We start from the raw sequence: 24,403 nt of genomic DNA, 5'->3' as shown, positions 1-24,403 counted from the left end.
TCTCAATATTATTTATCAAAATTATACTTTTCTTTTAAAGCTTGTACGACACATGTTGGAACTAGTTCACTAACATCACTACCGTATTTCGCAACTTCTTTTACTATACTAGAACTTAGGAAGGAATATTGATTCTTCGTCATAATAAAAAATGTTTCAATGGTTTCATCTAGGAAACGGTTCATAGAAGTAATTTGCATTTCATATTCAAAATCTGAAACTGCTCGTAAACCACGAACAATTGCTTTCGCCTTTTTTTCCTTGGCATAGTCAATAAGAAGGCCCGAAGAACTTTCTATACGAACATTTGGTAATGTTTTTGTAACTTCAGCCATTAAAGCCATACGTTCCTCTACGGAAAACAACGGATTCTTCGCTGAATTGTTTAATACTGCTACATATACAATGTCAAACACATCTGCCGCACGCTTGATAATATCTAGATGGCCGAATGTGACAGGGTCAAAACTCCCAGGAACTACAGCAATTTTCTCAGACAACTTATTCTCCCTCTTCCTCTTTACAGCGATAAACCGAAATGATAGTTCCGCCATATGTTTCTTGTCTTGTTAAAACAAACTCCCCAAAATGCTGAGGTAATTGTACCTCTTTTGCATGTTCACATAAAATAATACCATTTCGTTGAACTTTATCGTTGTCAACAAGAATCTGTACTAAATCATAATATTCCTGTTGATGATAAGGAGGATCTAAAAAGACTAATTTAAAGGTAATATCACGTTTTAATAGCGCTTTCACAGCACGCTTTGCATCAATTCGAAAGAGCTCTGTATCCTCTTCATAGCGACATTTTTTTATATTTTCTTGTAGCACCTGGAATGCTTTGGCGTCTTTTTCAATAAAAATAGCACGCTCCGCCCCTCGGCTTAATGATTCAATACCCAAGCCTCCACTTCCGGCAAACAAATCAAGTGCAATCCCTCCGTCAAAAAACGGACCGATAATATTAAAAATCGATTCCTTTACTTTGTCTGTTGTAGGTCTTGTCGTATTTCCAGCTATTGCTTTTAACGGCATTCCTTTGCGTTCTCCTGCTACAACTCTCATAACAGCATATCACCGTACTTTCATCCATATAAAGTATTTTTGCAGCGAAAGAGTGGCCCTCCGCTGCAAAAGTTATTATTGTTCTTGTGCTAATACTTGAATTCGCTCATCTTTCTTTTGTAATTCTACCAAGAATAAACGTTGTAACCAAGCCTCTTCTACATAATAATGATCAGCAATCTTAATAATTGGTTCAGAAATAGTCGAATATCTTCGTTGATTGAAGACATAGAATCCTGGCTCTTTAGGGAAGCGGAATGTACGATGCTCACTATTTACATAATAACCATTCTGCCCTTCCTCAGCTGAGTAACCAAGCTCAGGTAATAATGTATCTGCAGTATACAACGTTTGCCCTTCATAGCGAATAACACGTACGTCTTCCTTCAACACATCATTGACATACACATCTCGTGCATCCTCAAATAAAAGTGGATATATTCCATTTTTTTGCTGCGCGTTTAATGTAAAATAGGATGTCTTAGCATCTAATACTTGCGATAAATACTTGTCCAATGTATCCGGTGAAATCGATTCATCCCCTAGTTTTTTCAGCGTTTCCTGCCAAGCTTGTTGTTGATTATCCGTCATATATTCATTTAAGTTCGTGATAATTTTCTTCGTTCTTTCTCCGCCAATTTGGTCGTTTAATAAGTAGGATGCCACAACTTCAGGTAACCATTCTGGAGAATCCACAAATTTAAATTGAGATTTAATTTGTGACAAAATCACTTCCTGTTCAACAGCTTGTGCAGTAAGCGTTGGTAAAAATAACAATCTCTCATCATGAGCTACTACTGGACTTTTTTCTTGAATAATGGCAATATGTTCATCATTTAAAAACTGTAAATTTTCGAATGATTTTAGGAAATCATTCGGAATGGCCTGCTGGGCATAGATCGATAATACAGGGGATTGCTCTTGTACTTTAAGCTTACCTGCTTGCCAATAAAGATCTTGAACCGTTCCATCTCCTCTAAACATTGTATAATTGACATGAACTAATTGTTGTTGACCAACTAATGATAGACCTGTAATCCATTGTCCATTCACTTTACTGTCCGTCGAAATAGATACAATTGAATAAGATGCTTCACCATTCATTAGTGTAGCAAAAACATTTTGAAGGAGCATCTTATTTTTTAAGCCACCCTCAATGGGAATTATGTATGACACAGATTGTGATTTTGTTTCTCCTTTTGCAAAATAAGAAACTTCATCTGATAAACGTTCACAGCTTTTTTCATTTTCGATAAAGCAACTAGCATTCGTTGCTTTTTCTGGCCATTTAATCTTCACCTTTTGATTCGGCAGATTTTTAAAATGGTGACGAATATCCAAGCTATTTTCACGATAAACAATTTCTATTTCCTGTGAGTAATGAAAATCACCTATGCCAGTTTCTAGATCAGAAGAATAAGCATGATATTGGAAAAATAACGTTCCTGTAATAATTAGTGCTAAAATAGAAAAAAAGCTTAATGCAAATTTCATGTGCTTGACCTCCCGCAGCATGATACTATGATAATGGAAAGGATGTGCAATTATTATGCCACAACAATTTATAGAATTAGGTGAAGGCTATGGTGATGTTTACGAGCTACTCGAAATTATTAAAACCAATCAGGAACGTTTTCATCAAGCCTTTATACTAACTTCTACAAAAGAAGATAAGAAGGTAATTTCTTTAGCTGTCGCCCTGAAACCAGTCGGTGAAAGTAAATTCATGCCTATATATATTTGTCGAGAAGGCATCCCATATAATGAGGAACAACCAACAAAGCGACAAAAAATGTTTGAAGCACAAATAGAACAACTCGATCGAAAAGCAGTTGTTGTAGAAATAAAGCACTCATCTATATTTTCGGAATCAAAACTATTTTATCAATACTTAATCGGCATATTAAGACTAAATAACTATATACCTGCATTAACTTAATATTATAGACCTACTTTATAGTCGTATTCCTTTGCTTTATCTGGTTTTGCATTTTCATATTCAGTTTTCACAAATGGACGATAAGACTCTACAACGTCTTTCACAAATGGGAGGCGTTGTAGTTTTGTTGTCATCATGTCAATATCCTCACGATCACAGTAAAGCACTACGTACTTTTGCCTTCTAGAAATATAAAGAACATGACCATATTTCCGAAGAGACTTCGCATGTTTTAATTGATGGACGTAAACGATTAGCCCTTGTCGTTCGTTCATATTGGATTCCCTCATTTCTTACCTAAAAGAATACCATAGACCAGAAAATGATAGCAACAGAGTTTAGCTGACAGAACGCTCAATTTTCCGTTATAATGGAAAAGCATAAACATTGAACTTGGCAGAATTATGAATCAGGTGTTTTTGATGAATGAATGGTTGCTACATTAAAAGGAATAATAAATGCTGCTAACGCCTCGATAATGGAACGTTTTAACACTTAATCTCCATAACAATTATTTTATATGATGACGGCAAAAATCAGCATGAAAAAATCACCTTATTCACTTATACTAGTTTCTAGTTTTGGTAGCTCTCCAACGTTGAGCACTTACAATCAATGAAAAATGAAATCACTATACTTTTTATATGACGATAATTGTTAAGGAGGACGAATATGGGTAAGAAAACAAAAATTGCGCTTGCCATTGCAGCAGCAAGTGCAGCGGCGTGGGCAGGTAGTAAAGCGATTTCTAAACCGCAGCAACGAGAAAGCAAACAAGCATTACAATTTGATCGCCCTGTAATACTTGCACATCGTGGCGGAGCTCATTTAGCACCCGAACATACAATGATGGCTTTTGAAAAAGCTGCGCAGCTAGGTGTTGATGGCTTTGAAATCGATATCCGCCTAACGAAAGATGAGGAAATTATTGTTTTCCACGATGAAACAGTTGAACGTACTACAGATGGTTATGGTCTCGTTGCTGATATGACATTGGCAGAACTTAACGCCTTAAACCATGGCTACCAGTTTGAAGATCTAGATGGAGCTTTTCCATATAGAGAGGATAAATTAAATGTAGTAACGTTACGAGAGCTATTAGAAAGTTATCCAAACATGCTAATCAATATCGATATAAAAGATGCTCCTGATACGTATGAAGGAAGTCTAATGCCTTCAAAACTTTGGCGTTTAATTGAAGAACTTGGCGCTGAACATCGTGTCGTGGTAACAAGTTTTTACGGTGAACAAATAGATCGCTTCAATTTATATGCTCAAAATCAGGTAGCACTTGGTGCAGGTGAATCGGATGTAAGAAAAGCATTCGCTTCCTTCTCAAGTCAATTTGGACATTTATATCATCCAAAAGTAGATGTATTTCAAATCCCACCTAAATCAGGGGTTATTGCCTTAGATTCGCCTAAATTTATTCAGTTTTTAAATAACCTGAATATACCTGTTCACTATTGGACGATCAATGACATAGACACAATGAACAAATTGATCAATAATGGAGCACAAGGCATTATTACTGATCGCCCTGATATTGCTGTAGAGTTATTACAAAAGCAAGCTTGATATAAACAATAGAAAGGGAAGGACATTAGCAAGTCCTTCCCTTTATTTTTGAAAGCTCCCGAAATTACTTTCACTACATAATGAAAAAAAACTGTAAACAACTCTGCAAGTACCTTCGAGTTGTTTACAGTCTAGAAGAGATGTGTTTTATACACATCTTACATTACGCTGAGCAAGAGCAAGAACCACCCGAGCCACATCCTCCTCCGCAAGATGAACCAGAGGCAAAGAATGGATTACTTACAGGAACTTTTACCGCTTCAGAGACTGTTTTTCCTATTAAAAGGCTAATCTCATCCAGTAAATCCTGAAAATCGTTTTCAGCAATTTTTAAGGCTGAAACTTTCTCATTTAAGTCAAGTGCCCTCTTTTGTTGGCGAATTGACTTCATGATTGTATGGTAGTCCGGATGATATTTTCCGAAACGTTGTACATCTTCGTACTGCTCTTTCATGCGATTAAATGCATAAATAGCCTCTACAATTTGCGTATCACTATATACTGCATCATACGCTTGTTGTAGCGCGATCGCTGGTTCTGAGGAAAGAATCATCTTACAAAGCTCTTCGGCCTCATCTAAAATGATTACCCAGTCAGAGGTCATCATCATTTTTAATTCCCCCAATCTCTTTCCCATCATAACAGATTTTATGGTAATTTTACATTAATGATATTTTTAATGAAAGAGGTTTTCCAATTGATGTCAACAGCTAAAGGACAAATTGAACAATTACTTGGCGCAATTTTACAAGAAAGTACTGAGGAAGATGAGGAAGTTTTATTCCATCTTTTAAATGGATTACGTGATAAACAACAAGGCATTCATCGTCGTTATATTAATGCTGCTCTACATATGGTAGGAAAATTTGAGCCTGAAGTGAGCGAGGTCCGTATCCCTATTACTCCTGTCATCCATAATACGATTAAGGTACCACACGGCGGCATTATTGCAACGATTGCAGATGCAGCTATGGGTGGACTTGCTTCACGCTCTGTACCAGAGGGATATAATGTAGTTACTACAAATATGAATGTCTCCTATATCGCCACAACGAAGAACAAAGAATTGATTGCACGTGGTCGTTTTGTCCATAAAGGACGTCAAACGCTTGTCATGGAATGTGATATAGAGGATGAGACGGGGCGCAAGCTTGCCATAGCTACGGGCTCTTTCTTTGTTATTCAGCGTCGTCTGTAATTAGATTTGAAAAATAGTCTTTGATACATTGTTGGTCGGAAAAAGGGAATTTTTGATTTTTAATTTGCTGTGTTTGTTCATGCCCTTTTCCGGCAACAAGGACAATATCGCCCTTTTTCGCCTTTGCTAAAGCTTGATGAATAGCAAGTTTTCGATCTAGATAAATTTCGTAGTATTGTTGCTCTGTAAAACCAGCAATTATACTTTCATTAATAACAATTGGATCTTCATCACGTGGGTTATCTGTTGTTAAATAGATTACATCAGCATATTTACTCGCCACTGCACCCATAGCAAATCGTTTCGCCTTATCGCGATTTCCTCCACAACTAAAGACTAGGTAAATGGTTTTGGAACGATCAAAGGTTTGTAATACAGCTTGTAAGGCTTCAGCAGTATGGGCATAATCTACATATACCTCAATACCTAACGGATTATCAATTTTCTCAAGCCTTCCTTCTGGTAGCTTTAAAGACCACATATGCTCTACAATATCTTCCATAGGGACCCCTATACGCCATACTGCCATTAAGGCTGCTATCGTATTTTGTACATGATATTTTCCGACAAAAGGGATTTCAACAATATGCTCACTCGCGGTAGTTTGTAGACAAAGTACAGTTTTTCCAGCTGATTCACTGACAATTTGTATATGTAAATCATTGTGATTATCAAAGCCAAATGAGCAAGATTTTTTCTTATCATAGATACCAACGGAACGGCAAAAATTATCATCTCCATTTAACACTAGCTTTTTGGATAAATCCGCTAATCTCTTTTTCGCACGTTTATAGGCTTCTAACCCTCCATGATCTTCTAAATGATCATCTGATAAATTTAAAAATACACCACAATCAATATCACAATGATCAAGTCGATGTTGTTGTAAACCCATTGAAGAGGCTTCTAGTACAACATGTGTCACACCTTTTCGTACACATTGCTTTAGAATCGGATGTAACTCTTTTGCTTGCAATGTTGTTAATTGTTCGTAAGCTGTTTGTTGCTTCTCACCATTGATGAAAAAACCAACTGTACCAATAACTGCTGTTTTTTTATGTAGAGCGTTTAAAAGCTGACTTACAAAATGACTCACTGTTGTTTTTCCGTTTGTTCCTGTTATCGCAATAACTGTTAAAGCCTCTGCTGGAAAAGCAGCAAGTTTGGCACTTGCATACGATAAAAATAATGCGGTATTAGGAACCCATACAAAAGGAATTTCTTTATCTATAATGGGTAAAGAAATACTTTCTTCAGACACAATGGCAGCAGCACCTCGTGCCAATGCTTCTTTAACAAAACGACTACCCGACGTTTTTTTACCCTTTCGTACAATAAAAATGTCACCAGGTTGTACTGCCTGAGCGTAATCCTCTACACCTGTTATTTCTGTTCGAATAGATCCTCCTGTCACACTACATGGCCAGTCTTTTAATAACTCAGCTAATTGCAAACCTCATTCCCCCCTTCGGTTCTCTATCATATGACGGCTTTTGTAACGGTGTGACGAAAAATGCAGAAGCCTAAAGAGGGAATAAAAAATGAAGACAAACTCGGTTAATCAAAGCTTGTCTTCATAAGGGGGTTTCTTCTATTATGGTGATAATTGATCAGTTTTTTCTATAGAATCTTCACTAACAGGCTCTTCATTTGTTTGCCCTTCACTATCTTTTTCTTTACTATCCATCTTTTGCGAAGAAGCCGGCTCTAGATAAATTTGTGTATAATAATCCACAAAAGCGCCTGAACCAACGCGTGTGAATCTATCATTTAAAAGTACCTTCCTATGCTCAGGAGAGTTTGTCCAACCGTGCATCGCTTCTATTGCATCAAAATAAGCGGTGGCAAGATTTTCATTGGCATCACTATACTCGATATTATTAGCTTGTAATCTCTTTTTTAAGTCACCATATGTTGGGGACTCATGTGCTAAGAAGTTTTGTACCTTCATATCTTCACTATGCTTTCTTGCCACTTCTTCTAACGAGTTATCCATTTCTAAAGGTGGTAAATCATGATGGACTCTCGTCACATTTAATAAATCATCAAGCTGTTTGGCACTAGCCACATCGATTTCTTGTTGCAAAAAAGAGGAAGGCGGTGTCCGTCTAACTAGTTCCCCTTGATAGCTCATTTCATAGGGCTGATGAAGGACAAGTGTTTCACTGTCTGTATAACGTATTCCCTGCAATTCACTTGTCTCCCGATCTATATAAAGCTGTGCATAAAGACCATCAAATTTAACAAGTAGCCTAGTTTGCATATCCTCTTCACTCATGGAGAAGATGAAAATATTGTCACCAACAGTAGCTGCTACCTCATAGTCAATAATTGTCATGCGGTATATTTCATCGCGTTTCTGACCAACTTTAAAAGGAAATGCATCGATATTTTGTCCTGCTATGTAAACTTGCTTCACCACATTTTTTTCAACACCAACCATAAAAAACGTAGAGACATCATCATTGTAGACCCACCATTGATAGCCAAAAGAGGATGGTTCTTTTCTTGCTGGTTCCCCGTACTGCTCCAACACAGTTTGTGTGTCTTTTCCTATCAATGTTGATATGCCCGTTTGTGGACGTGTCATTGCACCTACAGCGGCCTCCTGCTTTAGCTTTGTTTGGGGTATGATATTTGAATTGGTATTTGGCCCTTCTAGTGGCTCATTTTCCTTGGGGGTATTAAAGAACATAAAGCCGATTATTGCAATTGCACCACAAAGCATTAAAATGCGTAATAAAGCTTTCATAAAGGACTCCTTTTCATCACCATTATTGTAAGTTATTATATCAATTGTAATTGGGTTGACACAATGTTGTCATTGCAACAATGTCAAATATGCTCTATTATAAAAATGAGCGTATACTTTGTACGAGAACCTAAAGGAGGACTATACATGTATTTTGAAAATACTAACCTTGAAAATTTAACAGCTGATCAAGAGCTAATTGTCAGCATTATGAAAAAACATGGTTTAGAATGTGATGGCGGTTGGGATTACGAGCGTATGACATTCGATAAACGTTTCGATACTCGTGAAGGTCGCTATTACCTACGCGTATTCGCATATGCCATTTCTGGTGATGTAGGCGCACATGATGCCATCCTTACGTTAATGAAACCAGCTCTTGGTAAATATTATTATCCACATGGTGTAGAATATGGGGATGACGAAGTTTATCCAGCACATCTTGTTAAAAAATGTGAAGAAATCTTAAAAAAGGTTAAATTAGAATTAGATCAATTCTCAATCGAGCCTACAAATAAAAATAACTTTGAACCTGTAAACGCACGCTAATCTTTAGAGTTTTAAAGTGATAGCAAGTATAGCGTAGATAGCTTCATCGATGTGAAAAGACTGGTGGTCCAGTCTTTTTTTATTTGAGTAAAATTATTTTTTCTTCTCATACTACCTATATCTTTTACATGATGTAGGTGAGAATATGTTATCGTTTTTTAACCGTCCTTTTTTTCGTCATCCCATTATTGTTATTGCAATGGGCATTTTTATTCTCTGGTTCATTTCAATATCATTACCAATCTTACTTGCCTACTTAACCGCTTTACTTTTAGAGCCTATTATTGTTCGAATGAGTAAACGGTTTCGAAAAAAACGTAAAATCGTTGTTTTCATTTTCTTTTTATTTTTTTTAACTATAACTTTATTATTATGTAGTCTCCTTCTCTTTATAAGTTGGAAACAATTTTCTTCATTTATCATGGATATTCCTGAGTACCTTAATCAATTATCTGCTTTATGGATACAAATGCAATCTAAACTCAGTAACTACACTTATCATTTACCTGTAGAATTAGTTTTACAAATCCAATTTATGATTGCAAAAGCTTTGGCTTCTATTGAAAAATTCGCCCTATCCTTAACAAACATTAATGTCTGGTCAACATTACTAACATATATTCCCACTCGTTTATTTGATATTTTTGTTTACTGGATTGTCTTGTACATGCTACTTTTAGATTTGCCTAGCATTAATCGGAAATTATTAATGCCCGTTCCTTTTCATTATCATCAAAAAATAATTTTCATTGGACAACGTGTAAAATTAGCCCTATTTGGATTTCTAAAAGCTCAATTCCTAGTCGGCCTTAGTATTTTTGCTATATCATTCGCAGCATTTTACTTTTTAAAAACACCATTTCCGATACTGTTAGCTTGTTTGCTTGTTGTGTTAGACTTTATCCCTTTTCTCGATTCATTTCTCTTATTAGTCCCTTGGGCTATTTACCAGGCGTTTGCTGGTGATTATCTTTATGCTGGGATCTTAACGTTATTAACCGTGGGACAATTTTTAGTACGAAGAATGATTGAACCAAAGATTATTGGCGATAAGATTGGACTTTCATCTTTAAATACTTTTATTGCCATGTTTATTGGGTTTAAAATTTTTGGTTTTCTTGGCATTTTAATTGGACCATTACTTTTTGTCGTGGTACTTTCTTTATTTCAGCCTACTACAAAAAATCTCCCTCCTGTACAAAAATAAGGAGGGAGATTTTCTTTAAAATCCTAAAATGGCTTTAATAACTGAAGTCGTTTCACCAGGTTCAAATAAAACATATAATAGTAAATAAACAAGGACACCTGTAATCGCAACAAAGAACCAAATAATACTTGTGATTGGTCCAATTCTTCTATGCAATTTGAGATTTGTTTTTAAACCTGAAATAATACTAACAATACCAAATACGGCTCCGGATGTTGCCAGGATAATGTGGAAAATCAAGAAAAACGTATAATATGGTTTTAAATGTTCACCACCACCAAAAGCAGTATTACCTATAAACACTGTTCGTGAAGCATAAATAATAAAGAAAATAAGTGCAGCTACACCTGCAGCAAGCATTACTTTTTTATGTCCTTCTACATTTCTTTTTATAATTAAGCCCCAACCTATCGCTACGAGTACAGCACTAATCACGATAAATGATGTACTTATAGTAGGCAAAATTTGCAATTCCATTGTCAAAACTCCTTATACATAGTAAATTTCTATTTTAAAATTAATGCTGCTGTTGGCTTTCCCATTTTTTTTGGTGTGCAGCTAATGCGTCAGCAGTAATTTTATCTGGATCCTTTTGTTCAGAACGATACCATCTTGTAAAGATTGTACCAATTAATACACCAAAAATAAGTTCTTGTAAGATTTTCATTAACACGCCACCTAATTGCTGGTCTGCAACAGGCTTCATGTCTGTAAATAGCTCTGGTCCTGATAAAGATAAGCCTGATAACGTAGAGGCTGGTACACAAAGCTCCATTGCTTTTAACCATGCTTCACCATTTGTATATGTTTCATACATTGCATTAGGAGCGAAAATAATTAATCCACAAGCAGGTGTAATTAACACGGCATTGGCAATAATATAGGCTAATTTATGTAATGGCTTCATATGAGCTCTATTAGGCATATTTTGAATTAAAGGCCAGTACATAAAAACAGCAGAAAGAAATAATACAAATGTATAGGTACCATGTAATGTTTCATTTAATTTAATGTAATCTAATATTGAAGGTAAATGATAGAAGGAAAATAAACCAATAAACACAAATACTGCAACAACAGGTAATGTCAGTACTTTAAACAACGTTCTAACAACTGGTGCCTCAATAGCAACTTTCCAAACCCACCAAGGGATCCCTTTAATTAGGAAGATGGGAACAAGTAATAATAATATAGCCATTTGCACCATATGCATCGTAAACATAATATGAGCCATTAAATCAATTGGAGAACCTTTGATAATATAAATAGTAATCATGGCTAACACAAAGTAAATGGCTTCACCCTTTTTTAAAGGCTCACTTACTTTAAAATCCTTACGCCACTTTATTGTGACTAAAAAATAGATGATTGTTATAAAAACAAGAACCCCTATTAAATATGGGCTCCACAATGCTTGGAAACCAAATATACTAAGTGGCATATAGAACGCACTCCTTTAAACTTCAGTACTCCTATTATAAAACGCTTACAGCTATACTGCAATGAACGAAAGGTGAACAAATGTTAAGTTTAACAGTGTTTGCCTCTTTTTGAAATCTACATAACTTCACTACAATAAGAAAAGCACGTTCGTACAATATGACGAACGTGCTTTATTGGTGATTACCACCAAATGATTGTTAAAAATGCTAAGAAGAATGTAAATGCGATTAAAATTCCCATCCACATGAAGAAACCAATAACGCCACCGAAGTGTGTTTTTTTGTCTTCTAAGTGCATGAAAGAATAAAGCTGAAGTACAACTTGAACACCAGCCAATAATAATACTAATGGCATGATTAAGTATTTAGAAAAATCGGCTGCAACTACTGCGAAAGCGATAAAAGTAAAGAAAATCATGATCGCAAAGTTGATTACTTGTTTACGCATATGAACGGCATTATGATGACGATCATATTCATATTGTGCCTGTGACTTAGCAACTATAGGTGTATCGTGTGAAGACATTATCCGATCACTCCCATCAAGTATACTACTGTAAAGATGAATACCCAAACAACATCGATAAAGTGCCAATATAAAGCAGCTACGAAGAATTTAGGTGCATTGTACAAGTTTAACCCACGTTTAGCATTTCGGATCATTAAAGTTGCAATCCATACAAGTCCTAAAGTTACGTGGAAACCGTGTGTACCAACTAAAGAATAAAATGCAGTTGCGAATGCAGATTGGTTAAATGTAAAACCAAGGTGCACATAGTGTTGGAATTCATAAATTTCAAGTGCTAAGAATCCAAGACCTAAAGCTAAAGTAATTGCTAACCAAGTTTGCATACCTTTAAAGTTAAAGTTACGCATATGGTAAATTGCGTATACAGATGTTAATGAAGATGTTAATAATAACATCGTCATTGCAAATGCTAATGGTAATTCAAATAAACCTTGTGTTGTGAACTCCATGCCAGCTGGCCCTTTGTTCTTAAGCGCTAGGTAAGTAGCGAATAAACTTGCGAAAAGTACAACTTCACAGGCAAGGAAAATCCAGAAACCAACGACTTTATTTTTACCTTCCATCGTAGCTTGTTCAGGATGGTCTGGCCAAGTATGAGGAGTAAACTTAGTATTGAAATCCATTATTTATTTCCTCCTTTGCCGTAAAGTTGTTCTTCAATTTCAATAATATCTTCTTTGTGTAAATGGAAGCCATGATCGTCTTTAACAGAACGGAAAATCATCGCACCGAAAGTAATTGCTAAACCAATGATTAAAATGTAGATTGACCAAGGTTTATCTGCATCTGGATTGTAAAGAGCACCAAATGCTGCAATAAACATACCTAATGAAATAACGAATGGAATCGCTGAGTTATTTGGCATATGGATATCACCTAGTGGCTCAGCAAATGTCACTTCTTTGTTACCTTCTTGTTTTTCAATCCACCATGGATCTAAACCACGAACAAGTGGTGTTTGACGGAAGTTATAGAATGGAATTGGTTGTGGAATTGACCATTCTAAAGTACGTCCATCGCCCCATGGGTCGCGACCTGCTGGTTTGCCTTTGATCGACATTAAGCAGTTGATTACCATTAAGATAACCCCTACACCCATCATTAATGCACCGATTGTAGAGATATAGTTGAATTGGTCCCAACCTTGACCTTCCATGTAAGTGAATACACGACGTGGCATACCCATTAAACCTAGGAAGTGTTGAACGAAGAACGTTAAATGGAATCCGATAAAGAATATCCAGAAAGTAATTTTACCAAGCGTTTCGTTTAACATACGGTTGAAGAAAATTGGCCAATAGAAATGAGCTGAACCAAATAATGCTGTAACGATACCACCAACGATTACATAGTGGAAGTGAGCTACGATAAAGTAAGAATCATGTAGTTGATAGTCAAGAGGAGCAGATGCTTGCATTACCCCTGTAACACCACCCGCAACGAATGACGGGATGAAACCAAGTGCATAAAGCATTGGTGTTGTAACTTTAATAGATCCGCCCCAAATTGTTAGGATCCAGTTGAATACTTTCATACCTGTTGGAACAGCAATAGCCATTGTTGCAACAGCGAAGATTGCGTTTGCTGTTGGCCCAAGACCAGTTGTAAACATATGGTGGGCCCAAACCATGAACCCTAAGAAACCGATTAAAATTGTAGCGAATACCATTGAAGAGTATCCGAATAAACGTTTACGAGAGAACGCTGGGATAATCTCAGAGAATAACCCGAACGCAGGTAATACTAGGATATAAACCTCTGGGTGTCCGAAGATCCAGAATAAGTGTTCCCAAATAACTGTGTTACCACCCATTGTATGGTCAAAGAAGTTACCACCGAACATACGGTCAAATAACATCATTAATAAACCAATTGTTAATGGAGGGAATGCGAATAAAATTAACGCACTTGATACAAGTGAAGTCCAAGTGAATAATGGCATACGCATGAATGTCATACCTGGAGCACGCATTGTAATGATCGTAACGATGAAGTTAAGACCAGAAATTAAAGTACCTGCCCCTGAAATTTGTAAACCAAGAACATAGAAATCAATACCATGTCCTGGAGAATATAAAGATAATGATGCATAAGAAGTCCAGCCCGCATCAGGAGCGCCACCCATAAAGAATGACAGGTGAAGGAATACTGCACCTAGGAAGAATAACCAGAACCCTAAAGAGTTAAGGAACGGGAATGCAACGTCACGCGCACCAATTTGTAATGGTACAAGCATGTTCATAAATGCAAATAGTAATGGAGTAGCAGCTAGGAATAACATTGTTGTTCCGTGCATTGTTAATAATTCATTGAAAAAACCAGCTGATACAAAATCGTTATTTGGTTTCATTAACTGAATACGCATTAATAACGCTTCAAAACCAGCGATAGCGAAGAACAATGTTCCGGCTAATAAATACATAACTGCTAACTTTTTATGGTCGACAGTAGTAATGTAATCCCAGACAGTTGCTCCAAAGCCCTTTTTCTGTGTGTATGAGCTCACAACTTTTACCTCCCTCAAAATTTGTTACTATAGAACGAAAATTATTTTTCTACTGATAAGCCCATGATATAAGTTGCAAGAGCTTCAATTTCCTCGTCAGATAAATTACCGTAGATAGGCGCAGTGCCTTCAGCATTCATCATCAAGTTACCTGGTTTAAATTCCTCTGGGTTTTTAATCCAAGCTTTTAAGCTTTCTTCATTGTGTTCTAAGAAACCAGCAACACGGTTACGATCACCAAACGTAGTTAAGTTTGGACCAGGTGTACCGCCTGCTCCTGAACCTGAGATAGCGTGACAGCCTAAGCAGCTGTTAGCAAAAGTTGCTTCACCAAGATCTGTTGAAGCTTTGTCAGCAGTTTGTCCTTCTGTCGCTTTCATTGCGTCAACCCATGCATCAAATGCATCTGGGCTTAATGTTTTTACTTTAAAGTCCATTAAAGCATGTGAAGGTCCACATAATTCAGCACATTTTCCATAAAATACGCCATCTTTAAGATCTTTTGATTCTTTATCAAATACTAGGTAGAATTTGTTTAAGTTTTCTACGTTTGTATCCATTTTACCGCCTACAGCAGGAATCCAGAATGAGTGCTTAACATCGGCAGCTTTTAAATTAAAGTAAACTTTTTCACCTGTTGGTACTACTAGCTCTTGAGCCGTTACGATCCCTTGGTTAGGGTATTCGAATTCCCACCAGTATAATTTTGCTGTTACATTGATTGTAAGGGCTGTTTTGTTCCCTTCTTCATCTACTTCATCCATTGCAGCAACATCTGCGAATTTATAAGTAGTTGTAACAACTGGTACAGCGATAATTAATAATAAAATAATCGGTATAACTGTCCAAATCACTTCTAACGTATGACTACCCTCTACTTGCTTAGGGATCACATTTTCACCAACGCGTGAACGACGGTATTTTACGAATGCAAGTAAATAAATAACGGATACTACTACTACTACTAGCGTCATAATTACAGTAGTTAACAGTAATAAGTTCAATTGTTGTTTACCTACTTCTCCAGATGGTTTCAGTGTTGATAGATAATCCTCACCACAACCTGAAAGGAAGACCATCATCACTGCTAGAAGTGAAAAAAGACGCCATTTTTTAAGCCCTTTCATCATAGCTTAATTAAACCCCTCTTTCTTTGTTGTATTTTCATGTGTACCTAGGACATTAGTTCTGTCTATATGAATTCTTTAAGAAAAGAAAGAATTCCTAAATTAGCTAAACACCGCAAATATGATCATGGCTACAAATAGTATGGTCATATGATTCAATGAATAAATAAACATTTTATTTGCCCATTTCATATCATCTTTTGTTGTAAAGCCTTTCAGAGCTAGTATTAACCAACCCAAGTTCAATGTAGTAGCAAGAGTTAAAAAGCCAATTCCAAGCTCTGGTAAAAGGAAAGGTAACGGTAATAATAAAAGAATCCAGAATAACATTGAGTACTTTGTACGTTTAAATCCTTTTACTACAGGTAGCATTGGTATTTTAGCTGCACGATATTCCTCTGTTCGTTTCATAGCAAGCGCATAAAAATGTGGTGGTTGCCATGCAAACATAATTAGGAATAAGGCAAGTGCTCCCGGACCTAAAGCAGGCTCAACCGCCGCGAATCCAATAACTGGAGGAATAGCCCCGGAAATACTTCCTACAACAGTGTTGCTAACATGCTTCCTCTTCGACCACATTGAATACAGAACGACATAAGCAAATATTCCTACTAGTCCCCACATGCCGGCTGCAAACGATGCCGCAAATAACAAAATTTCACCTACAATTAAAAATGAGAGGGCAATGGTCAATACGAAATTCGGCTTAAATCTGCCAGTCACTGTCGGCCTTGCTTTTGTTCTTTTCATGATAGGATCAATATCCTGATCAATGTAGTTATTCATTGCGCCTGAGCCACCGATGATGAATGCTGCACCCAGCATGGTGTAAAAGATAACATCAAGCTCTTGCAAGAAATGTCTACTAGTAAACTGAAAAGCCAGCCACATCCCTGTAAACGTTGTGACAAGATTCGAGTTAACGATTCCAATTTTTATTAGTGCTAAGAAATCTTTTACAACAGATGTTGTTTCTGGACCAGTATTTCTAGTAGCCGCCAGTGTACGACCGTTTGACATAATACCTCTCCTTTCATTTTTGTAAGCATATTCCGCTAACAATAACTATAGCGAAATTTGCGATTGATTTCTAGACATTAAGTGAAATTTAGATGAAGTTGTAAAAATTAGCTTTGTCTAGAAATATAATTAAAAACAACATATCTATAGTAAAACATTTTCTAAAATGAATTGTGAAGGTTAAAGCACGAAATTATGAACAATTTGTGAAATGGAATCGACATCTATTACTCCCTTCTCTTTACAAGTTGTTTTTTATACGTATTTTCGATATTATCTAGTAGCAGAAACATTACGTTCTTGTAATGTTGATAGATAAAGTAGGTGACTCATTTTATGCAACACAACAGGTATTTGAAGTGGTTTGCTGTTGCCGCTACAGTTGGGATGCTCCTTATTTTACTAGGTGGGGCTCTCGTTACTAAAACAGATAGTGGCTTAGGCTGTGGTCGAAACTGGCCTGATTGTAATGGATCTCTTATTCCAAAGGAGATTACACCAGAAGTCCTTATTGAATTCTCACATCGTCTTGTAACTGGAGTCGTATCTATTTCAATTCTTGTGTTAACAGTATGGACATGGCGTAAACTCGGACATATTCGTGAAGTAAAGTTACTTGGTTTTTTAGCAATGTTTTTCTTAATCGCGCAGGCTCTTATAGGAGCTGCTCAAGTTTTATGGGGACAAGGTGATTTCATCCTAGCCCTTCATTTTGGGATTTCTCTTATTTCCTTTGCTGCGGTTCTTCTCCTTTCTATGATTGTATTTGAAGTCGATCGAAAATTTGATGCCGATAACGTATTTATTGGTAAAAAGTTACGTTGGCATACAATTGCTGTCACAATTTATTCTTATTTAGTCGTTTATACTGGGGCGTTAGTTCGTCATACAGATTCGAGCTTAATTTGTCCTGACTGGCCATTTTGCTATAATGAGACACCTTTTGCACCTCCCAATAATATGTACGAATGGGTGCAAATGGGACATCGACTAGCTGTTCTTATTATTTTCATTTGGATTGCATACATAACTTGGCACGCTGTGAAAGAATATAAAAACCAACGTGTAATTTACTATGGATGGGTTATTGCATTTACTATAGTTATTTTACAAGTGATTGCTGGTATGTTAGTAGTCCTAACTAGACTGAATTTAACGGTAGCTTTACTGCATTCATTATTTATTTCCCTTTTATTCGGCCTATTATGTTACATGATCATGCTAGTAGCTCGTAGTAATTATAATGAGAAAAAGAAATAATCCATTAAAAAAAGATTCGCCACCTATTATGTGACGAATCTTTTTCTATGTCTTTAGTTTTGTTTCTTCATTGTTTCCGTTCCTATAATACCTACAATTAAAATAATCATAGATACTAGGGCGTAATCTTTAAAAAATGTTGTAAAAGGAATGTCAAAATATCGACAAATCATCGTTATAAGGCGGCCTCCTAATAGGATTAAACCTATGACAAACATCCAATTAAATAATGCTTTAAGCATTTTCACGTCCCTCTACTTTCATTGCGGTTCAAATAATATTGTTACTTCTTGATCTTTTGCACATTGCTTGCCTGTTTGAAAATTAAAGCTGCTCTGGTAGAGGCACAGTTAGCAATTTACGCTAAACTTCCCATCACTTATGCAAGGATATCTAAAAGTCATTTTCGTCCACCATTATATGCTGCTTAATGCCTGAATAAAGGCGTTATGGTTATTATACAACCATTTGACTAATCAAGTTTGATACAATGACTCCTTCAACAAATAAAAAAGGTTATGTAGATACCAAAAAAGTATCTACTAACCTTTTTTCAAAACGATTTATTCAATTTCAATCAATAAATCACCTGTTGAAATAGCATCCCCTGCACTTGCATAAACCTCTTTTACAACACCGTCTTTTGGCGCTTGGACCGTTGTCTCCATTTTCATCGCTTCCGTTATTAGTAGGTGATCACCACGTTTGACTGGACTGCCCTTAGAAACAACAACCTTTAACACAGTACCTGGCATTGTAGCACCAATTTGGTTTGGATTACTTGGATCTGCTTTTAGCGCTAGGTTGCCATCTACCTCAACTGTCATATCTTGAATCACTAATTCACGTGATTGGCCGTTCAGTTCAAAGTACAGAACGCGCGTCCCATTGTGCTGTGGCTCACCAATCGAGACTAGTTTAATAATTAATGTTTTACCTTTTTCGATTTCAACCTCAATGATTTCCCCAAGCTTTAAGCCATATAAGAATGTTGGTGTATCGAGAACCGAAATATTGCCAAAGGATTCTTCTGTTTTCGCATACTCCTCAAAAACTTTTGGATAAAGAGCATAGGCTAATACATCCTTCTTTGAAACAGGACGATTTAATTTCTCTTCTAGAACAGCTTCTAATTGTTCAAACTGAATAGGCTCTAATAATTCCCCTGGGCGCACTGTAATTGCTTCACGGTCTTTAAGCACGACTTGTTGCAGTGCCTCTGGGAATCCACCATGTGGCTGTCCAAGATAACCTTGGAAGAATTCAATAACAGAGTCTGGGAAATCAATCGTTTGTCCCCTTGTTAGAACCGTGTTTTCGTCAAGATCATTTTGGACCATGAAGAGTGCCATGTCCCCGACCACTTTGGAAGATGGTGTCACTTTGACAATATCTCCGAATAGTAGATTTACACGGGAATACATACGTTTCACTTCTTCCCAACGATCGCCGAGACCCACTGCTTTTGCTTGTTGCTGAAGGTTACTATATTGACCGCCAGGCATCTCGTGTACATAAATTTCAGAATGTGGGCTGATCATGCCACTTTCGAAATCTTTATAGTATTTACGAACATCTTCCCAGTAGTACGATAATTTTTCTAATGCATCAATATCCGCACGTACCTCACGTTTACCGCCCTTCATTGCATAGTACAAGGAATTGGCACTCGGTTGAGATGTAAGACCTGCCATAGATCCAAGCGCTGTATCAATGATATCTACACCTGCTTCAATCGCCTTAGCATACAAGTAAATTCCATTTCCACTTGTGTCATGTGTATGCAAGTGGATTGGCAGACTTGTCGTCTCTTTTAACTCGGAAATTAAACGGTACGCAGCTTCCGGTTTCAATAAACCAGCCATATCTTTAATAGCTAAAATATGGGCACCAGCTGATTCAAGCTCTTTCGCCATATCTTTATAGTATTGCACTGAATATTTCGCACGGCTGTCGTCGAGGATGTCTCCTGTATAACAAATTGCCGCTTCAGCAATTTTTCCTGATTGACGCGCAGCATCTATCGCTACTTCCATTCCTTTAATCCAATTCAAGCTATCGAAAATACGGAACACATCAATACCTGATGCTGCGGATTCAGCGATAAATTCACGGATTAAATTGTCAGGATAGTTAGTATAACCAACGGCATTAGCTCCACGTAGTAACATTTGGAATAACACATTCGGTACTTGTTCACGCAGTTTCGCTAATCGCTCCCATGGATCCTCTTTTAAGAAGCGATACGCTACATCGAATGTTGCACCGCCCCACATTTCCAACGAGAATAACTGATGCATCATACGAGCTGTTGCATCTGCAATTTGATACATATCCTGTGAACGAACACGTGTTGCAAGCAGGGATTGGTGAGCATCGCGGAATGTAGTATCTGTTAGTAGAACGTCTTCCTGTGCTAAAATCCATTGCACTAAGCCATCTGCTCCCTGTGTATCTAAAATCTGTTTCGTACCTGCTGGAGGTGCTATTAGTGTATCGACTTTTGGAATATTCGGTTGTACAAAAATAGGCTTTGATTTTTTTTCAACACCAGGGAAGCCGTTTAATGTCACATTACCAATATAACTTAACAGCTTTGTCCCACGGTCCTTACGTACAGGGAAATGGAATAGTTCAGGTGTTGTATCAATAAAGCTTGTGTCAAAAGCACCTGATAAAAACTTCTCATGTGTTACCACATTATTTAAAAACGGTATATTCGTTTTGACGCCACGAATTCGGAATTCTTTTAAATTGCGATCCATTTTCGCAGCAGCTTCTTTAAAGTTCATGCCTGATGTTGAAATTTTCACTAGTAAAGAGTCATAATACGGTGTTACGACAGCACCTTGGAAACCATTCCCCGCATCTAAACGTACACCGAAACCGCCACTAGAACGGTATACCATTAATTTCCCTGTATCCGGCATAAAGTCATTTGCAGGGTCTTCTGTTGTTACACGAGCCTGAATTGCATAGCCAATCATTGGCATATCCTCTTGCTTCGGCATATGAATTTCTTCACTATGCAGAGCATAACCTGCTGCTACCTTGATTTGGGCATGGACGATATCGACACCTGTAATCATTTCTGTAATCGTATGTTCTACTTGAATACGAGGGTTTACCTCGATGAAATAAAAATCTTCGCCTGCGACTAAAAATTCCACTGTCCCTGCATTTATGTACGAGACATTCTTCATTAATTTCACGGCAGCGTCACAAATACGATTTCTTAACTCTTGTGAAATCGAATGTGATGGGGCAATTTCAACTACTTTTTGGTGACGACGCTGAATCGAGCAATCACGCTCATATAAGTGCACAATATTGCCCTGCTGATCACCAATAATCTGTACTTCAATATGTTTTGGTTTGATAATAGCTTTTTCAACATACACCTCATCAGAACCAAAAGCAGCCTTTGCCTCTGATTTTGCCCTTTCATAAGAAGAAGCAAGCTCCTCCGGTGTATGGACTAAACGCATCCCACGACCACCACCGCCAAGTGCTGCCTTAATCATAACTGGATAGCCGTAAGTGCTAGCAAATGTCTCTACTTCTGCTAGATCAGCTACTGGACCATCTGTACCAGGAATAACAGGAATTTCTGCCGCAATGGCTTGCGAACGTGCTTTGACTTTATCCCCAAACATATCTAAATGCTGAGAAGTTGGTCCGATAAAGACAATGCCTTCTTCCTCACAGCGACGGGCAAATTCCACATTTTCTGATAAAAAACCATACCCTGGATGAATCGCATCAACATCTGCATCTTTTGCGATGGCAATAATATCCTCGATATCTAAATAAGCATCGATTGGTTTCTTGCCAGCTCCCACTAAATAAGCTTCATCTGCTTTAAAGCGATGAAAGGCACCACTATCCTCCCTTGAATAGATGGCAACAGTTTGGATATTCAGCTCCGTACATGCACGGAAAATACGAATTGCAATTTCTCCTCGATTGGCTACGAGAATTTTGTTGATTGATTCCATAGGTATCCCCCTTTATGATTGTGTTTTTTTCCGCTCTACCTTTTCAAACATAGAAACATTGATTAATATCCCCATCGCTAAAGATAGAATGATTATAGATGTACCGCCATAGCTTATAAAAGGTAACGTTACACCGGTTAACGGGATTAACCCAGTTACACCCCCAAGATTAATAAACGTTTGCCAGCCTATCCAGCTCGCAATACCAGCCGCAATCATGCGTGCCAATGGATCTTTCGTTCGCAATGCAATAGAAAAACCTTTATATACAATAAACCCTAAACCACATAAAACAATTAAAACTCCCCATATTCCTAATTCCTCCATTATGATTGCCATAATGAAATCCGTTTGTGGTTCAGGCAAGTACCCTAATTTTTGAATGGATTGACCAAGACCGCGCCCTTCTAAGCCGCCTCCACCAATAGCATAATAACTATTCACCACTTGATGTCCACTACCATCTTCGTACTCAAACGGATTTAAATAAGATAAAATCCGTCCTTTTCTGTTTTCTGTTAGTAGTTCTCCCTTGAACAGCAGAAGTATTCCTAAAATTGCTGCACCGAATGCTGCTAATACACCAAAAAACTTCCAAAAGGTTTTAAAGGGAATACCACTTGAAGCAACTACAGATACGGCTATTCCACATAAAATAATAACAGCACCTAAATCTGTTTCGAAGGCCACCCCAGCAACGACTAAAATCCATAGGAAAATGGGATAGAATATTTCGGTTGGTTGTAGCTTTTCAAACGTATATTTTTGCGCTTTTCGATAAAAAGCAGCTGCAAAATATAAGATTATAAATAGTTTTGCATATTCCGAAGGCTGAAAATTCCCTAAACCTGGAATAGCAATCCAACTCTGTGAGCCTACTTGATCTGCCCCATTACCAGCCACTTTTACCCACGTAAATAACACAATTAATACGATGGTTAGAAATAACATAATATTTTTATTCGCATAATGTTTATATGGGAAAAAAGCAGCCACTATAAAGCCAAGGAATGCCACCATTAAATTGATTACTTGTTTTCGATAGAAAAAATCAGGTGCTTGTTCTTTTTGTACAATAGCAACCATCATACTTGAACTATAAATCATTATTAACCCAAATAAACTTAATAATAGGACCGTAAAAAATAAGGGGTAATCAAAATTTTGTGCATAACGTTTTAAGTATTGTCTCATTAGAAAACCTCGTTCTAGTAAAAAAACTCAAAGCGCAAAGAAGCGTTTGAGTTTTTCTTTTTATTTGTCTGTATACGCGTCGTGTAGTACAGAAAGTTCCTTCTCGAGTGAATCGAGAATTTCTTTGCCTTTTTCACGTTCAATTAGTCCAAGCTTCACAGCAAAATCAATTTCACGTGACAGGCCGAACATTTGTGTATCTAATACTTCCTCATATAAAGGGCATTGTGGCATTGTTAAATGATCCATTTGTACTCGAATAAGACGAGCAATCTTGTCTGCATCAGCAACTAGTAGCTCCAAAGCCTTCTCTTGAAAAGAAGTTTGTGATTTCGTATCCATGAGGACGCCCCCATTATCTGATATTTCTTCGATTCTATCTTAATAAAGTTTATCTTTTAGTCGATAAAAATGCAAGTGTCTACATTGGAAAATAGAGAATTCGAATTATATTTCTTTATTATCTCTAGTCATTAGCGTTATACTATGTCTTGGATATACAAGTTTTGAGGAGGATTTCTATTATGGAAACAATAATTCCTATCAAGGGTGCAGTTTCATACCAACTAACATTAGATCCCACTGTGTGGATTTTCGATGATCGTAAATTAGATTTAAATACTTACTTCACTACACAAGATGTCGAGGAAGATTCAGACATCAAGTATATGCGTGAGGTTGGCGCTCACTGGTCACGTGAAATTATGGAAGGGGCAACATTCCCACCTACGTTAAAATCAGAGCGTAAATTTGACCGTAAAGGAATGGAAACAGGTACATTTGGAATCGAATTGAGTCACTTCTTGAAAAATGCTGAAATTAAGCCTGAAGCGACAAAAATCGTCCTAGAATGCAAAGATGGTCAAGAGTATCCATTCACAATTGAAGAAGCAAATACCCTTATTTTAAAATATAGCCAAGATGGCAAGCCCCTTTTAGAAGATGGTCCAATCCATGTATTATTAAGAGATGGTTCAAATCTAGACAATCCTATTAAAAACGTATCAGCCATTCGTGCTGAATAGGAGGGAATGCA

The 24,403-nt window shown here is 37.0% G+C and carries 25 protein-coding genes; 7 read left to right on the top strand and 18 right to left on the bottom strand.

Annotated elements, in window-relative coordinates; translation table 11 throughout:
- Positions 1-8: 8 nt before the first annotated feature.
- From coaD to OU989_RS04080, 3 genes are all read right to left on the bottom strand, one after another.
- Positions 9-500, bottom strand: coding sequence for a pantetheine-phosphate adenylyltransferase (gene coaD / locus OU989_RS04090; RefSeq protein WP_274795847.1), 492 nt, complete (start codon positions 498-500; stop codon positions 9-11).
- 1 nt (position 501) lies between these two features.
- Complete coding sequence (gene rsmD, locus OU989_RS04085; RefSeq protein WP_274795845.1) at positions 502-1,068, bottom strand: 16S rRNA (guanine(966)-N(2))-methyltransferase RsmD; 567 nt, start codon at positions 1,066-1,068, stop codon at positions 502-504.
- Positions 1,069-1,143: 75 nt separating this feature from the next.
- Positions 1,144-2,562 carry an RNA polymerase II gene (locus OU989_RS04080; protein WP_274795844.1) on the bottom strand — a complete coding sequence of 473 codons (1,419 nt, stop codon included), beginning with the start codon at positions 2,560-2,562 and terminating at the stop codon, positions 1,144-1,146.
- Between the two features lie 55 nt (positions 2,563-2,617).
- Here OU989_RS04080 and OU989_RS04075 point away from each other — a divergent pair, with 55 nt between their 5' ends.
- On the top strand, positions 2,618-3,007 hold the full coding sequence (locus OU989_RS04075) for a DUF7147 family protein (RefSeq protein ID WP_274795843.1): 390 nt from the start codon (positions 2,618-2,620) through the stop codon (positions 3,005-3,007).
- A gap of 2 nt (positions 3,008-3,009) precedes the next feature.
- Here the strand turns inward: OU989_RS04075 and OU989_RS04070 are convergent, their stop codons facing one another.
- Positions 3,010-3,282 carry a YlbG family protein gene (locus tag OU989_RS04070; protein ID WP_054611705.1) on the bottom strand — a complete coding sequence of 91 codons (273 nt, stop codon included), beginning with the start codon at positions 3,280-3,282 and terminating at the stop codon, positions 3,010-3,012.
- 397 nt (positions 3,283-3,679) lie between these two features.
- Here OU989_RS04070 and OU989_RS04065 point away from each other — a divergent pair, with 397 nt between their 5' ends.
- Positions 3,680-4,585: a glycerophosphodiester phosphodiesterase family protein gene (locus tag OU989_RS04065; RefSeq protein WP_274795841.1), complete on the top strand. Its 906-nt coding sequence runs from the start codon at positions 3,680-3,682 to the stop codon at positions 4,583-4,585.
- A gap of 163 nt (positions 4,586-4,748) precedes the next feature.
- Here the strand turns inward: OU989_RS04065 and OU989_RS04060 are convergent, their stop codons facing one another.
- Positions 4,749-5,195, bottom strand: a complete 447-nt coding sequence (locus tag OU989_RS04060; RefSeq protein ID WP_274795840.1) for a YlbF/YmcA family competence regulator — start codon at positions 5,193-5,195, stop codon at positions 4,749-4,751.
- A gap of 90 nt (positions 5,196-5,285) precedes the next feature.
- Here OU989_RS04060 and OU989_RS04055 point away from each other — a divergent pair, with 90 nt between their 5' ends.
- Positions 5,286-5,783, top strand: coding sequence for a PaaI family thioesterase (locus OU989_RS04055; RefSeq protein ID WP_274795838.1), 498 nt, complete (start codon positions 5,286-5,288; stop codon positions 5,781-5,783).
- Here the strand turns inward: OU989_RS04055 and OU989_RS04050 are convergent.
- On the bottom strand, positions 5,764-7,236 hold the full coding sequence (locus tag OU989_RS04050) for a UDP-N-acetylmuramoyl-L-alanyl-D-glutamate--2,6-diaminopimelate ligase (protein WP_274795837.1): 1,473 nt from the start codon (positions 7,234-7,236) through the stop codon (positions 5,764-5,766). The genes OU989_RS04055 and OU989_RS04050 overlap by 20 nt on opposite strands.
- Positions 7,237-7,377: 141 nt before the next feature.
- Entirely contained in the window at positions 7,378-8,535 is a 1,158-nt protein-coding gene (locus OU989_RS04045) for a CAP domain-containing protein (protein WP_274795836.1), read from the bottom strand.
- A gap of 147 nt (positions 8,536-8,682) precedes the next feature.
- Between OU989_RS04045 and OU989_RS04040 the strand changes: the two genes are divergently transcribed.
- Complete coding sequence (locus OU989_RS04040) at positions 8,683-9,084, top strand: YugN family protein (RefSeq protein ID WP_141903391.1); 402 nt, start codon at positions 8,683-8,685, stop codon at positions 9,082-9,084.
- A gap of 145 nt (positions 9,085-9,229) precedes the next feature.
- Positions 9,230-10,291, top strand: coding sequence for a sporulation integral membrane protein YtvI (gene ytvI / locus OU989_RS04035; RefSeq protein WP_274795835.1), 1,062 nt, complete (start codon positions 9,230-9,232; stop codon positions 10,289-10,291).
- Positions 10,292-10,306: 15 nt separating this feature from the next.
- On the opposite strand, the gene OU989_RS04030 is transcribed toward ytvI, so the two are convergent.
- The 7 genes from OU989_RS04030 to cyoE all read right to left on the bottom strand — a co-directional run bounded on the left by OU989_RS04030 (position 10,307) and on the right by cyoE (position 16,915).
- Positions 10,307-10,768, bottom strand: coding sequence for a DUF420 domain-containing protein (locus OU989_RS04030; RefSeq protein ID WP_274795834.1), 462 nt, complete (start codon positions 10,766-10,768; stop codon positions 10,307-10,309).
- A 40-nt stretch (positions 10,769-10,808) separates the two neighbouring features.
- Positions 10,809-11,732, bottom strand: coding sequence for a cytochrome c oxidase assembly factor CtaG (ctaG, locus tag OU989_RS04025; RefSeq protein WP_274795833.1), 924 nt, complete (start codon positions 11,730-11,732; stop codon positions 10,809-10,811).
- Positions 11,733-11,914: 182 nt separating this feature from the next.
- Positions 11,915-12,259: a cytochrome C oxidase subunit IV family protein gene (locus OU989_RS04020; RefSeq protein WP_274795832.1), complete on the bottom strand. Its 345-nt coding sequence runs from the start codon at positions 12,257-12,259 to the stop codon at positions 11,915-11,917.
- Complete coding sequence (locus OU989_RS04015; protein ID WP_036125326.1) at positions 12,259-12,885, bottom strand: cytochrome c oxidase subunit 3; 627 nt, start codon at positions 12,883-12,885, stop codon at positions 12,259-12,261. The genes OU989_RS04020 and OU989_RS04015 overlap by 1 nt, the downstream gene beginning before the upstream one ends.
- The gene (ctaD, locus tag OU989_RS04010) at positions 12,885-14,768 is read right to left on the bottom strand and encodes a cytochrome c oxidase subunit I (protein WP_274795831.1); all 1,884 of its coding nucleotides are present in this window, start codon (positions 14,766-14,768) and stop codon (positions 12,885-12,887) included. The genes OU989_RS04015 and ctaD overlap by 1 nt, the downstream gene beginning before the upstream one ends.
- Positions 14,769-14,809: 41 nt before the next feature.
- Complete coding sequence (coxB, locus tag OU989_RS04005; RefSeq protein ID WP_274795830.1) at positions 14,810-15,898, bottom strand: cytochrome c oxidase subunit II; 1,089 nt, start codon at positions 15,896-15,898, stop codon at positions 14,810-14,812.
- Between the two features lie 99 nt (positions 15,899-15,997).
- Entirely contained in the window at positions 15,998-16,915 is a 918-nt protein-coding gene (gene cyoE / locus OU989_RS04000) for a heme o synthase (protein WP_274795829.1), read from the bottom strand.
- 336 nt (positions 16,916-17,251) lie between these two features.
- Between cyoE and OU989_RS03995 the strand changes: the two genes are divergently transcribed.
- Positions 17,252-18,175: a COX15/CtaA family protein gene (locus tag OU989_RS03995; RefSeq protein WP_274795828.1), complete on the top strand. Its 924-nt coding sequence runs from the start codon at positions 17,252-17,254 to the stop codon at positions 18,173-18,175.
- A gap of 53 nt (positions 18,176-18,228) precedes the next feature.
- On the opposite strand, the gene OU989_RS03990 is transcribed toward OU989_RS03995, so the two are convergent.
- The 4 genes from OU989_RS03990 to OU989_RS03975 form a co-directional block, all read right to left on the bottom strand.
- Positions 18,229-18,417, bottom strand: coding sequence for a hypothetical protein (locus tag OU989_RS03990; protein WP_274795827.1), 189 nt, complete (start codon positions 18,415-18,417; stop codon positions 18,229-18,231).
- A 321-nt stretch (positions 18,418-18,738) separates the two neighbouring features.
- Positions 18,739-22,173 carry a pyruvate carboxylase gene (gene pyc, locus OU989_RS03985; protein WP_274795826.1) on the bottom strand — a complete coding sequence of 1,145 codons (3,435 nt, stop codon included), beginning with the start codon at positions 22,171-22,173 and terminating at the stop codon, positions 18,739-18,741.
- Between the two features lie 12 nt (positions 22,174-22,185).
- Entirely contained in the window at positions 22,186-23,367 is a 1,182-nt protein-coding gene (locus OU989_RS03980; protein ID WP_274795825.1) for an FtsW/RodA/SpoVE family cell cycle protein, read from the bottom strand.
- A 60-nt stretch (positions 23,368-23,427) separates the two neighbouring features.
- Entirely contained in the window at positions 23,428-23,709 is a 282-nt protein-coding gene (locus OU989_RS03975) for an Fpa/YlaN family protein (RefSeq protein ID WP_004224778.1), read from the bottom strand.
- Positions 23,710-23,891: 182 nt separating this feature from the next.
- Here OU989_RS03975 and OU989_RS03970 point away from each other — a divergent pair, with 182 nt between their 5' ends.
- Positions 23,892-24,392 (top strand): molybdopterin-binding protein, encoded by a 501-nt coding sequence (locus OU989_RS03970; RefSeq protein WP_274795824.1) that lies wholly within the window; start codon positions 23,892-23,894, stop codon positions 24,390-24,392.
- Positions 24,393-24,403 lie beyond the last annotated feature (11 nt).

This window comes from Lysinibacillus irui (assembly GCF_028877475.1).
Taxonomy (GTDB): Bacteria; Bacillota; Bacilli; order Bacillales_A; family Planococcaceae; genus Lysinibacillus; species Lysinibacillus irui.
The sequence above is the reverse complement of the archived record's forward strand: the minus strand, read 5'-3'. Positions and strand labels throughout refer to the sequence as shown.